We start from the raw sequence: 12727 nt of genomic DNA, 5'->3' as shown, positions 1-12727 counted from the left end.
GGCGCTGGTCGGGCGCGGCCGCGCCTGCGGAACCTGCCCGTGCAGGGCGCTGGCCGCGGCGTTCATCGTTTGACGCGCGCCGCCGTGGCCACCGCGGCGGCGGCGCGTTCGAGCGCGGCTTCGAGGTCGGCGATCAGGTCGTCGACGTGTTCGATGCCGATCGACAGGCGCAGCAGACCGTCGCTGATGCCGGCGGCGGTGCGCGCTTCCAGCGACATCGCGGCGTGGGTCATGGTCGCCGGATGGGCGATCAGGCTTTCGACGCCGCCCAGCGATTCGGCCAGGGTGAAACAACTCAGCCCTTCGACGAAGGCCCGCACCGCCTCCTCGCCGCCTTCGATCTCGACGCTCAGCATCGCGCCGAAGCCCTTCTGCTGGCGCGCGGCGAGCGCATGGCCGGGATGCGATTCCAGGCCCGGGTAATGCACGACGCGCACGGCCGGATGGTTGTCGAGCACGGTCGCGATGGCCCGGGTGTTTTCCTGGTGCACGCGCAGGCGCGCATCGAGGGTGCGCAGGCCGCGCAGGGTCAGGAAGGCATCGAACGGCGAGCCGGTCAGGCCGAGCGCATTGGCCCACCAGGTCAGCTGCTGGTGATGCTCCGCGCTCTTGGCGACCACCGCTCCGCCGACGACGTCGCTGTGGCCGTTGATGTACTTGGTCGTCGAATGCACGACCAGGTCCGCACCGAACGCGATCGGGCGCTGCAGCGCCGGCGACAGGAAGGTGTTGTCGACCACGGTCAGCGCGCCCTGGGCGTGTGCGGCCTCGATCACGAAGCGCAGGTCGGTGATGCGCAGCAGCGGGTTCGACGGAGTTTCGATCCAGACCACGGCCGGCTTGGTCGCCAGCGCTTCGGTCAGCGAGCGCGGGTCGGTCAGGTCGGCGGTGATCAGTTCGAACGCGCCTTTCGCCGCCAGCGCATTGAACAACCGCCAGCTGCCGCCGTAGCCGTCGTGCGGCACGACGATGCGGTCGCCGGGCTTGAGGAAGGCGTGCAGCACCAGGGTGATCGCCGACATGCCGGTCGAGGTGACGACGCCGCCGGCGCCGCCTTCGAGTTCGGCCAGGGCTTCGCCGAGCAAGTCGCGGGTCGGATTGCCGCTGCGGGTGTAGTCGTACTGGCGCTTGTCGTTGAAGCCGGCGAAGCTGAAGTTCGACGACAGCACGATCGGCGGCGTCACCGCGCCATAGGCGATGTCGCGGTCGATGCCGGCGCGCACCGCGGCGGTGCAGGTGCTGCGGATGCTGGTCGTGCTGGGGGTCGTGGTCACTGGTGCCGCTCCGTTGTTCTGAGTGCTCATGCGGCCGCCTGCGTACAGTCGGCCAGCGCTTCGCGCAGGATGGTGTCGATGTCGGATTCTTCTTTCAGGCACGCGTCGTGCCCGTAGATGGAGCGCAGTACGCGCAGGCGGGTTTCGCCGCGCAGGCGTTCGATGAGGTCGTAGGACTCGCTGAGCGGGATCAGGCGGTCCTCGCTGACCGCGACCACGGTGACCGGCACGCGGATCGTCGAGGGATCGATCTGCTGCAGGTCGATCGATTCGGACAGGCGCAGGAAGGCGGTGGCCGGCGTGCGCGCGACGTACTTGTTGCCGCAGTGGTCGAGGTAGTCCTCGGCGGCGACGCGGACGCGGCCGTCGCGCACCTCGGCGTTGCCGAAGCGTTCGGCGAACTCTTCCGGGGTGCGATAGCTCAGCACCGCCAGTTCGCGCGCCAACGCCAGGCCCTGGCTCTCGTCGCACTGCAGCGCACCGAGCGCGACCGCGCGGCGCTGCAGCGCGCGCCAGGCGGCGGCATAGGGATGGGCGCGGTGGGTGCCGCTGATCGAGACCAGCTCGCCCAGGCGCGCGGCATGCCGCGAGGCGAACTGCAGCCCGACCATGGCGCCGTAGGAATAGCCGATGAAGGCCTGCAGGCGTTCGATGCGCAGCGCGTCGAGCAAGGCGGCGATGGCGTCGGCCTGATCGGCCGGGTCGAGTGCGATGTCGAGGGTCCCGTCGGCGCCGATCCAGTCGAACGAGACCAGGTGGTGCCGGGCCGGATCGAGCGAACGGCCGGGCCCGACCTGGCTCTGCCACCAGCCTGGCTCGCCGAATTCGCGGCTCGGCGCCAGGTGGCGGTGCGCCGAAATGCCGCCGGCGACGAACAAAGCCGGCAGGCTGCGGTCGCCCTGGGTTTCGTAGCGCAAGGTCAGGCGGCGGCGGCCGGCGTGGCGCAGGTCCAGTTCGACCTCGATCTCGCCGCGGATGGCGGCGGCACGGCCGCTGCGCTCGAACACGTCGGGGGAAACGATCGCGGGCGAAGCGTAGGAAACGAAGCTGTCGCTGCGTTCGAACGTGGCGGCGGGGCTGTTGGCGAAGCTCATGGCGGTCATCCGAAGTGAACGGGCCACCGAGCTGCAAGTCGCAAGTGCGCCGGAAGCGCACTTCGCAACCATCTTCCGACCGACGCCATGAGGCGGGCCGCAGGAATTGGCACCTTCACGCAGCTTGCGCCGCGTTGGGTTGCCCCGGCTTCTAAGGGCCTGTCCCTCAGCCGGTCTCGATGGATGGCCTCAGTCTGCCGACCGGCGGCAGGCGTGTCAATCGCTTCATCCGCATATAGCGATTTATCATGTAGCCCCACTCGACCGTCACGGTGGCCACCCCGTTGCCACCGCCCGCGCATACACTTGGGATGATGAATAGCCGCCTCGTTGCCGCCGTCCTGGCCACCGTCCTGCTGTCGGCCTGCGCCACCCGCCCGGTCCTGGAATCGGAAACCCGCACGACCAGTGCCGGTCGGGCCGGAGTGCGGATCGTGCCCGAACGCTTCGTCTCGGCCGAAAGCCCCGAGGACGAACTCGATTCGCTGGCCACCTGGCCGACCGAGGACGGCGCCACCTGGCTGATCGCCAGCGCCAAGTCGACCCATCGCCTGGCGGTCTACGACGCCGGCAGCGGCCAGCGTCTGCGCACGGTCGGCGGCAAAGGCCAGGCGCTCGGCCAGTTCAAGCGCCCGAACGGGCTGACCGTGTTCGGCGACCATCTGTTCGTGGTCGAGCGCGACAACCACCGCGTCCAGGTACTGCGCCTGCCCGACTTCGTCCCGCTCGGCAGCTTCGGCGACGCCGAATTGCGCAGTCCCTATGGCGTGTGGATCAACGAGATCGCGCCCGGCGAACTCGAGGCCTACATCACCGACAGCTTCATGTACGGCGACAAGCACGACCGGGTGCCGGAGCTGAGCGAGCTCGACCAGCGCGTGCGCCGCTACAAGATCCATTTCGACGACGGCGATGCGATGCGCAGCGAATATGTCGGTTCGTTCGGCGACACCAGCGAGGAGGCCGCCCTGCGCGTGGTCGAGTCGATCGCCGGCGACCCCGCCAACGACCGCCTGCTGATCGCCGACGAGGACGCCCGCCGCCTCTCGACCTTGCGCGAATACACTCTGGCCGGCCGCTACACCGGCCGCCGCCTGCCCGACCGCAGCTTCGACGCCCAGGCCGAGGGCGTGGCCCTGTGGAGCTGCCCGAACGGCGCCGGCTACTGGATCGCCGTGGACCAGCTGATGCCGCGTACGATCTTCCACGTTTTCGACCGCGTCAGCCTGATGCCGCAGGGCAGCTTCAGCGGCGAGGTCACCGCCCACACCGACGGCATCGCCCTGCACGCCGCCGGCACGAGCGCATTCCCGACCGGCGCCTTGTACGCGGTGCACGACGATCGATCGGTGACTGCGTTCGACCTCGGCGACATCGCCCGCTCCCTGCAACTGCAGTCCGGCTGCCTGAATTGACCCTCCAGACCTAGCCACCGCCCAGACCTCGCTCACGCTGCACCGACGCCGCCCTACGAACCCGACCATGCCGCGCCTTACCGCCCTGATCGCCGCCTGTCTTTGCACCAGCCTGCTCGCCGTCCCGGCAGTGCAGGCCGCCAAGCTCTACCGCTGGACCGACCGCAGCGGCATCAGCCACTACGGCGATCGCCCGCCCGGGGCCGCGCCGCCCTCGGAAGTGCAGGTCATCCCGTTCCGTGCCGAACCCGGCGCGATCGCGCGCCTGCGCGTGCAGCAGGACGGCGACCGCTACCTGGCCTGGGCCGACAACAGCCTGTCCGGGCCGATCGAGGTCCGCCTGGATTTCACCCACAGCAACAACATCGCCGGCTCGCCATCGCTGCCCGCCTTCGCCACCGTGGGCGCTCGCGGCAGCGCCGTGGTCGCGGTGCTCAGCGCCCAGGACCCGACCCGCGGCGGCGACTTCGAGCTGAGCCTGCGCAGCACCCCGGGCGACCCGGCCGCGCGCGCGCAAAACGTGGACTACCTGCTGCCGCTGCAGCAGCAGCAATTCCGCATCGACCAGGGCTATGGCGGCCATTTCAGCCACACCGAACCCGAACACCGTTATGCGGTCGATTTCGCCGCCGACATCGGCACCCCGGTGCTGGCCGCACGCGACGGCTCGGTCATGCAGGTCGAGTCCGATTTCGACAAGGCCGGGCTCAACCTGGAAAAGTTCGGCGACCGCGCCAACTTCGTCCGCATCCTCCACGACGACGGCAGCATGGCCTTGTACGCCCACCTCAAGGCCGACGGCGGCGTGCTGGTGCGCACCGGCCAGCGCGTGCGCGCCGGCCAGCAGATCGGCCTGTCCGGCAACACCGGCTTCAGCACCGGCCCGCACCTGCATTTCGCCGTGCAGATCAACCGCGGCATGAAGCTGGAATCGATCCCGTTCCGCATGAGCGGCCCGCAAGGCCCGCTGCGCCTGAGCGGCGGCACGCGCTGAGGTCGGCCGGTTCTGGGCAGAGCGGCGCGAGCCGCGGCCACGTCCCTCGCCCGCAGCGACGCCACCTGCGGCAGCCCTGCGGTCGCGGCTCGCGCCGCTCGGCCCCGATAGTCCGCCCCGGCGATCCGGCCATCGCCCGGCGCCCGCCGGCCCAGGCGCGCCGCCCGGGTATACTTCCGCCCTTCCTCTTGCCTCCCGACGCGCCCCGGGCGCGCCGTTCCCATGTCCGAAGTCTCCCAAGAAGCCCTCCGCCGCCGCACGTTCGCGATCATTTCGCACCCCGACGCCGGCAAGACCACGTTGACCGAAAAGCTGTTGCTGTTCGGCGGCGCCATCCAGATGGCCGGCTCGGTCAAGGGCCGCAAGGCCGCGCGCCATGCCACCTCGGACTGGATGGCCCTGGAAAAGGAACGCGGCATCTCGGTCACCTCCTCGGTGATGCAGTTCCCCTACGAGGGCCGCATCGTCAACCTGCTCGACACCCCCGGCCACGCCGACTTCGGCGAGGACACTTACCGCGTGCTGACCGCGGTCGACTCGGCGCTGATGGTCATCGACGTCGCCAAGGGCGTCGAGGAACGCACGATCAAGCTGATGGAGGTCTGCCGCCTGCGCGACACGCCGATCATGAGCTTCATCAACAAGCTCGACCGCGAAGGCAAGAACCCGATCGAGCTGCTCGACGAAGTCGAATCGGTGCTCGGCATCCAGTGCGCGCCGATCACCTGGCCGATCGGCATGGGCCAGCGCCTCAAGGGCGTGGTCCACCTGCTCAGCGGCGAGGTGCACCTGTACGAACAAGGCCGCAACTTCACCCGCCAGGACTCGACCATCTACGCCTCGATCGACGACCCCGCGTTCGAAGCGCGCATCGGCGCGCCGATGCTGGCCGAACTGCGCGAGGAGCTGGAACTGGTCGAAGGCGCCTCGCATCCCTTCGACAAGGCCAAGTACCTGGCCGGCGAGCAGACCCCGGTGTTCTTCGGCTCGGCGGTCAACAACTTCGGCGTGCAGCTGCTGCTGGATTTCTTCATCGAGCACGCCCCCGCGCCGAAGCCTCGCGAGACCACCACCCGCGAAGTGCAGCCGACCGAAGACAAGCTCAGCGGCTTCGTGTTCAAGATCCAGGCCAACATGGACCCGCAGCACCGCGACCGGGTCGCCTTCATGCGCATCTGCTCGGGCAAGTTCAGCGCCGGCATGAAGGCCTTCCATGCCCGCACCGGCAAGGAGGTGAAGCTCGCCAATGCCCTGACCTTCATGGCCAGCGACCGCGAAATCGCCGAAAGCGCGTTCCCGGGCGACGTCATCGGCATCCACAACCACGGCACGATCTCGATCGGCGACAGCTTCAGCGAAGGCGAAGCGCTGTCGTTCACCGGCATCCCGAACTTCGCCCCGGAACTGTTCCGCCGCGCGCGCCTGCGCGATCCGCTCAAGCTCAAGCAGTTGCAGAAGGGCCTGGCGCAGTTGTCGGAGGAAGGCGCGACCCAGTTCTTCCGCCCGCTGATGAGCAACGACCTGATCCTCGGCGCGGTCGGCGTGCTGCAGTTCGACGTCGTCGCCTACCGCCTCAAGGACGAGTACGGCGTGGACGCGAGTTTCGAGCAGGTCGGCGTGGCGACCGCGCGCTGGATCCGCTGCAACGACGCCAAGAAGCTCGAAGAGTTCCGCGACAAGAACGCGCTGAACCTGTCGGTCGACGCCGCCGGGCAGTTGGTCTATCTGGCGCCGACTCGGGTCAACCTGCAACTGGCCCAGGAACGCGCGCCCGGCGTCGAATTCCTCGCCACCCGCGAACACGCGCACGCAGTGGCGCTGGATTGATGCAGGCGCTGCAGCGATGGTGGCGGCATTTGCCGAGCACGCGTTGCTGAGCAAGCGCAACGAAGTCGCCGCGCTCGACTGCAAGGACGCCTATCCGGTCAAGGCGGTGCTGGACATCCCTCGCCTGCGCAGCGGCAAGGCCCAGGCGGTGGCGCCGCTGCATGCCCTGCATCCGATCCACCGCATCGACCGCGACTCGGCGCTGCAGGCCACCCGCGCGCGGGCTCGGGCGCTGCGGGCGCGACGCGAGGACGTGCCTGCTCGCGGGGGCTGGACCTGACGATGTTGAACGACATCGTCCCTGCGGTCTCGCAGATCAAGTCGTGCGCGACGGCGAGCGCTGGTTCGCCTCCGAGGGCAACGGCCGCCTCTACGCGATGCGCGAGGCCCTCGGCGAAGACAGCGCGGTGTTGATCGAAGTCGAGGAATACCGATTCGACCGCCCGCACAAGATCCAGCGCCGGCTGCTGCGGGTGCGCCGCTTGAACTGACCCGGATAAGCGTCGACCGGCGCCGTGTGGATATCCGGCCCACGCATCGCGCCGTCGCTCGCTGTCGCCCTGTCCTGCGATCCGAGGCCCCTCACCGGACTGCGCCGTTCTTCGCGTTTCGCCGATGCTGCGCGGCAGCATCGACTAGGATCGGCCGGCCGGGCACTCGAGCCGGCATCAACCAGGAGGGGGACGTATGTATTACTTGGGCATCGTGTTGTGCCTGATCGGCGGTCTGTGGATCGTCGTCAACGCGTTTCGCAAGAGCATCTGGTGGGGACTCGGTTCGCTGCTGATCCCGTTCGTGGCGGTGATATTCGCGGTCATGAACTTCGCCCAGAACAAGATTCCGCTGATCATCTACATCGTCGGCATCGTCCTGCTGATCGTCGGCATGCCGTCGATGAGCCAGATGGCGGCCGTCCCGGCGGCCTGAGCCGCCGCCGCGATCCGGCCCGGGCCCCAACGCCTCGGCCGGGTCGCTCGCCCTGCGCCGGCCTCCAGGCTTGCGCCTCCTGCGGGCCGCGGGCGTTCTGGCCCCTCCCCGCGCCCGTGACCCGGGTCGCGAAACCGGACCGCCGGCACCTTACCGTCCCTGTCCTTTCATCCTGACTGCGGGCATTTGCCCCAGACCGCGCTAGGATGCCGGAACCATGCCACTCGCCCATGCCCCCGCTCACGGCGAACACTCGATCCGCGAAGAGATCGCCAACGCACTGACCCACGGTCTCGGCGCCACCGCGGCCTTGGCCGGCGGCGCCGTCATGATCACGCTGACCGCGATCTACGGCGACGCCTGGCAACTCGGCAGCGCGATCGTGTTCGGAATCAGCCTGCTGCTGCTGTATCTGGCCTCGACCCTGTACCACGCGATCCAGCATCCCGTGCTCAAGGGCCGGCTCAAGGTCTTCGACCACTGCGCGATCTATCTGTTGATCGCCGGCACCTACACGCCCTTCACCCTGATCGGCCTGCGCGGCCCATGGGGCTGGGGCCTGTTCGCGGCGATCTGGGGCCTGGCCTTCGCCGGCATCGTGTTCAAGCTGTTCTACACCGGCCGCTTCAAGCTGCTGTCGACGATGATCTACATCGCGATGGGCTGGCTGGTGCTGGTCGCGATCAAGCCGCTGCTCAACGCCCTCGATGCCTGGACCCTGAGCTGGCTGCTGGCCGGCGGCCTGTGCTACACGCTCGGCACGGTGTTCTATCACCGGCCCTCGCTGCGCTATTCGCACGCGATCTGGCACCTGTTCGTGGTCGCCGGCAGCATCTGCCATTACATCTCGGTGTTCGCCCAGGTCGTCCCCTCGCCGGCCTGAACACCGCACGCCGCGTCCACGGCGTATTCACCTTCGCTTTACCGGCCTGCCGCAATGGTGAGGGCATCGTAGCGAACAGGTCCCGCCGCGCGGGCCGATGGCGAACGCATCGCCGGCATGATCGGCCTCCGCGCTTGATGCAATGAGCGCGTCTCCCACTCCTCCCGTATCTGCGTCCTCCCCTGCCGATTCTTCGACTTGGCGGACGAGTCTGCGTCGCCATCCCTGGCGCGCCGCATTGGCGTTGCTGGCCCTCGGCATCGCCGCCTTGCTGTGGCTGTGGGACTGGAACTGGTTCAAGGGCCCGATCGAACGCCAGGTCGAGGCGCGCACCGGCCGACGCCTTGAGATCGCCGGCGACCTCGACGTCGATCTCGGGCGCGTGCCGGTGATCCGCGCCGACGGCTTGAGTTTCGCCAATGCCGACTGGGCCCAACAGCCGCTGATGGCTTCGGCGCAGCGCCTGGAACTGGCGGTCGAATTCTGGCCGCTGCTCAAGGGCGAAGTGCGCATCCCCGACATCCGCCTGACCCGTCCGCAGCTGAATCTGCAGACCGACCCCAAGCACGGCGGCAACTGGAAATTCGGGCGCGACGGCGGCGGCGAGCTGCCGGTGTTCCGCCGCATCTGGATCCACGACGGGCGCTTGCGTTTTCTCGACGCCGCCGGCAAGACCGACATTGACCTGGCCGTCGCCAGCCGCGAGGCGCGGCGCGAGGACGCCGCGCCGCCGGTCGAGGTCGAAGGCGGCGGGCGTTGGAAGAACAATCGCTTCACTCTCGAAGGCCGGGCCGAATCGCCGCTGGAGCTGCGCGACGCGCAACGTCCGTATCGGATGAACCTGCGCGCCGTGGCCGGCGCCACCCGCGCGCACGCCCGCGGCGAACTGGTCGACCCCTTCCATCTGGGCGACTTCGAGCTGCAGCTCGCCCTGGCCGGCAAGAACCTCGCCGACCTGTATCCGCTGCTCGGCATCGCGCTTCCGCCGACCCCGCCTTATGCGCTCGACGGGCGCCTGGGCCGCGACGGCGTGCGCTGGAACTACGACCGATTCACCGGCAAGGTCGGCGACAGCGATCTCGCCGGCAGTGCCAGCGTCGACACCAGCGGCGCGCGGCCGTATCTGCGCGCCGACCTGGTGTCCAAGCGCCTCGACATGGACGATCTGGCCGGCTTCGTCGGCGCGCCGCCGCAGACCGGGCGCGGCGAAAGCACCAACCCCGAACTTGCCGCCGAACATGCGCGCCTGGATGCCAGCGCGAAGCTGTTGCCGGACACGCCGTACCGGCTCGACAAACTGCGGGCGATGGATGCTGACGTGAAACTCAAGGCCGCTCGCATCAACGCGCCGGGCTGGCCGATCGAGGACATGCAGGCGCACCTGCTGCTCGAAAACGGCCTGTTGAAACTCGACCCGCTCAACTTCGGCGTCGCCGACGGCGACATCCGCTCGGTCGTCAGCATGGACGCACGCCGGTCGCCGATCCGCACCCGCGCCGAGATCACCGCGCGCAAACTGACCCTGGCCAAGCTGCTGCCCAAGGTGAAACTGGCCCAGGACGCGGTCGGCAAGGTCGGCGGCCGCATCGCCCTGACCGGCAACGGCAATTCGGTCGCGAGCATGCTCGCGACCAGTGACGGCGACGTCGCGGTCGGCATGGGCCAGGGCCAGATCAGCAACCTGCTGATGGAATTCGCCGGGCTCGACCTGGCCGAGATCCTCAAGTTCAAGCTGACCCACGACCGCAAGATCCCGATCCGTTGCGCCTTCGGCGATTTCGCCGTCGCCGACGGCGTCATGACCGCGCGTTCGCTGGCCTTCGACACCAGCGACACCATCCTGGTCGGCAGCGGCACCATCGACCTCGGCGACGAGCGACTCGACCTGCTGATCCGCCCGCGCCCGAAAGACCGCAGCCTGTTCGCCCTGCGCACCCCCCTGACCGTCACCGGCACCTTCAAGCAACCCAACGCCCGCCCCGACTTCAAGCGCCTGGGCCTGCGCGGCGCCGTCGCCGTGGCGCTGGGCAGCATCGCCCCGCCCGCCGCCCTGCTGGCCACGATCGAACTCGGCCCAGGCAAGGATGCCGGGTGCGCAGCGCACGTGGTGAATTGAAGGACGTGGGTTCTGACGCACCACCCGGCCAACCGCCTAAGGCTGCCGCTGTGCCAGTAACGGTTGCCGTGTCACCGTCGCTGTTACCCCTTCTGCCACATCCAGATTGACCGCAAGCGTCAAGTCACCGCCGTTGTGATTGTTGATGTCGCTGTCGCTGTGGTTTCGCTATCGCTGTTGTTGCGGTTGCTGGTGCCGTTGCCTTGCTGCGGTTGCGGTTGCCGTACGTAGCCTGGCGCTAGCGACGGCTAAAGAAGACCCGGAGGGCGGCGCGCAGGGATGCGCGCCGTTTTTCATCGGGACAGGGATGTCCCGTATGAAAAATCACTGCGGAAGCACCGCTCGTGCGGGCCCTTGATTCAAAACAAAGCATTTTTCTTTGGTTACCTTTCTTTTGTTGCTTTAGACAAAAGAAAGTAACCCGCCGCTTTAGTGGCGGAAGCTTTGGACTTGATCTTGATCTTGATCTTGATCTTTGATCATCGTTCGATGAACGACGCATCGCGAGACCGTCGCAGCGATGTCGCGGCTTGCGCCGCTCCTACCCTGGCGAAGGCACGCCGCTTCGACAAAGGACGACGGCCCTGCCATGTCTGCGCGTTCCGCGGTCGCGACTCACGTCGCTCCTACAAGGACACACCCGAAGACGACGCGACATTGGAACATGGCGGAGGCACGCCGCTTCGACAAAGGACGACGGCCTTGCCGTGTCTGCGCGTTCCGCGCTCGCGACTCACGTCGCTCCTACAGGGACACACCCGAAGACGACGCGACATTGGGACATGGCGGTCGCGGCTTGCGCCGCTCCTACCCTGGCGAAGGCACGCCGCTTCGACAAAGGACGACGGCCCTGCCGGGTCTGCGCGTTCCGCGGTCGCGACTCACGTCGCTCCTACAGGGATACACCCGAAGACGACGCGACATTGGGACATGGCGGTCGCGGCTTGCGCCGCTCCTACCCTGGCGAAGGCACGCCGCTTCGACAAAGGACGACGGCCCTGCCGTGTCTGCGCGTTCCGCGGTCGCGACTCACGTCGCTCCTACAGGGGCACACCCGAAGACGACGCGACATTGGGACATAGCGGTCGCGGCTTGCGCCGCTCCCACCCTGGCGAAGGCACGCCGCTTCGACAAAGGACGACGGCCCTGCCGTGTCTGCGCGTTCCGCGGTCGCGACTCACGTCGCTCCTACAGGGACACACCGAAGACGACGCGACATTGGAACATGGCGGTCGCGGCTTGCGCCGCTCCTACCTGGCGAAGGCACGCCGCTTCGACAAAGGACGACGGCCCTGCCGTGTCTGCGCGTTCCGCGCTCGGGACACACGTCGCTCCTACAGGGCAAGGTTTATGCGCCAGGCCGATGCGTTCGCTCTCGGACAGGAGCGACGCAAGTCGCGACCGCGCCGCCGCCTGCTGCGTTCTCCTACGTCTCGGCGCCCTACATCGTCACCCCCGCCCCCGGATGGGCCAGGTCGTACTCGAGGTGCACGTCCCAGGTATCCCCTGCGGGGTAGGTCCGCTTGAGGTCGTACTCGACTCGCCCGTCGGGAAAACGGCGCTCCGCGACCGGGCGGATCCGCTCCAGACAGGATTCGAAGCTCTGCGAGCCGGTGACCATGTTGTCGTGGCCGTCGAAGGAAATCTCGCGCAATACGATCTCACGCCCTTCACGGCAGCGTCCGCCTTCGGCCTTCGGGTCGCTCGGCCCTTCGATGCGCAGCAACAGATCGAAACGTTCGCCGCGATCCTCCTGCCCCAGGATCGCGACCCGGTCGATGCGCGGGGCCCGGCCAGCGAACACGTCGGCCGCTTCGATCGGAAAATCGAGCACCGCGGTCGCCACGTCGATGCGCTTGCCGTCGTCCGCGACCGATACCTTCGCCGGGCGCTGCGGCGGGGGCGCCGGCTTCGCAGCGACGGCCTTGGCCGGTGTTTGCGCGGCCCCGGCAGGCGGGTCGGACGAGGCGGCGCATCCGGCCATCGCTACCGCGACGACGAAGGCAAGGGACAGGCGCAAGACGGTGGCGCGGAATCGGCTCATGGTGATCCTTCACGGGAATGACGCAGGACGGCCATCATCCCATCGCGTGCCTGTTTCCTGCGAGAACGGATCGCCGCGCGTGTGCCGCCTGCGACGCCAGGCGGCGCGGCCTCGCCTGCCATGTCCTGACTGGCGCCGCTCTCATCGGCGCCG

General features: G+C 68.3%; 11 protein-coding genes and 1 riboswitch. Of the genes, 8 read left to right on the top strand and 3 right to left on the bottom strand.

Annotated features, from left to right (window positions below; genetic code table 11):
- Positions 1 to 62: 62 nt before the first annotated feature.
- Both ACSAMQ_RS07340 and metX read right to left on the bottom strand, forming a co-directional pair.
- Positions 63 to 1274, bottom strand: a complete 1212-nt coding sequence (locus ACSAMQ_RS07340) for an O-succinylhomoserine (thiol)-lyase (protein WP_435395037.1) — start codon at positions 1272 to 1274, stop codon at positions 63 to 65.
- A gap of 26 nt (positions 1275 to 1300) precedes the next feature.
- Positions 1301 to 2368, bottom strand: a complete 1068-nt coding sequence (gene metX / locus ACSAMQ_RS07335; protein WP_435395036.1) for a homoserine O-succinyltransferase MetX — start codon at positions 2366 to 2368, stop codon at positions 1301 to 1303.
- A gap of 65 nt (positions 2369 to 2433) precedes the next feature.
- Positions 2434 to 2554, bottom strand: a riboswitch (SAM riboswitch).
- A 128-nt stretch (positions 2555 to 2682) separates the two neighbouring features.
- Here metX and ACSAMQ_RS07330 point away from each other — a divergent pair.
- The 8 genes from ACSAMQ_RS07330 (at position 2683) to ACSAMQ_RS07295 (ending at position 10530) form a co-directional block, all read left to right on the top strand.
- On the top strand, positions 2683 to 3783 hold the full coding sequence (locus tag ACSAMQ_RS07330) for a phytase (RefSeq protein ID WP_435395035.1): 1101 nt from the start codon (positions 2683 to 2685) through the stop codon (positions 3781 to 3783).
- 67 nt (positions 3784 to 3850) lie between these two features.
- Positions 3851 to 4777 carry a peptidoglycan DD-metalloendopeptidase family protein gene (locus ACSAMQ_RS07325; RefSeq protein ID WP_435395034.1) on the top strand — a complete coding sequence of 309 codons (927 nt, stop codon included), beginning with the start codon at positions 3851 to 3853 and terminating at the stop codon, positions 4775 to 4777.
- A 222-nt stretch (positions 4778 to 4999) separates the two neighbouring features.
- Positions 5000 to 6604, top strand: a complete 1605-nt coding sequence (locus ACSAMQ_RS07320) for a peptide chain release factor 3 (RefSeq protein WP_435395033.1) — start codon at positions 5000 to 5002, stop codon at positions 6602 to 6604.
- 16 nt (positions 6605 to 6620) lie between these two features.
- The gene (locus ACSAMQ_RS07315; protein WP_435395032.1) at positions 6621 to 6884 is read left to right on the top strand and encodes a hypothetical protein; all 264 of its coding nucleotides are present in this window, start codon (positions 6621 to 6623) and stop codon (positions 6882 to 6884) included.
- 43 nt (positions 6885 to 6927) lie between these two features.
- Positions 6928 to 7095, top strand: a complete 168-nt coding sequence (locus ACSAMQ_RS07310) for a hypothetical protein (protein WP_435395031.1) — start codon at positions 6928 to 6930, stop codon at positions 7093 to 7095.
- A gap of 196 nt (positions 7096 to 7291) precedes the next feature.
- On the top strand, positions 7292 to 7531 hold the full coding sequence (locus tag ACSAMQ_RS07305; protein ID WP_435395030.1) for a hypothetical protein: 240 nt from the start codon (positions 7292 to 7294) through the stop codon (positions 7529 to 7531).
- A gap of 217 nt (positions 7532 to 7748) precedes the next feature.
- Positions 7749 to 8414: a PAQR family membrane homeostasis protein TrhA gene (gene trhA, locus ACSAMQ_RS07300; protein ID WP_435395029.1), complete on the top strand. Its 666-nt coding sequence runs from the start codon at positions 7749 to 7751 to the stop codon at positions 8412 to 8414.
- Between the two features lie 142 nt (positions 8415 to 8556).
- Complete coding sequence (locus tag ACSAMQ_RS07295; protein ID WP_435395028.1) at positions 8557 to 10530, top strand: AsmA family protein; 1974 nt, start codon at positions 8557 to 8559, stop codon at positions 10528 to 10530.
- Between the two features lie 1441 nt (positions 10531 to 11971).
- Here the strand turns inward: ACSAMQ_RS07295 and ACSAMQ_RS07290 are convergent.
- Positions 11972 to 12574: a hypothetical protein gene (locus tag ACSAMQ_RS07290; RefSeq protein WP_435395027.1), complete on the bottom strand. Its 603-nt coding sequence runs from the start codon at positions 12572 to 12574 to the stop codon at positions 11972 to 11974.
- Positions 12575 to 12727: the final 153 nt, after the last annotated feature.

Origin of the sequence: Lysobacter sp. 1R34A, from assembly GCF_051217035.1 — a bacterium.
Classification (GTDB): Bacteria; Pseudomonadota; Gammaproteobacteria; order Xanthomonadales; family Xanthomonadaceae; genus Lysobacter.
This window is presented reverse-complemented; position numbering and strand designations above follow the sequence as displayed.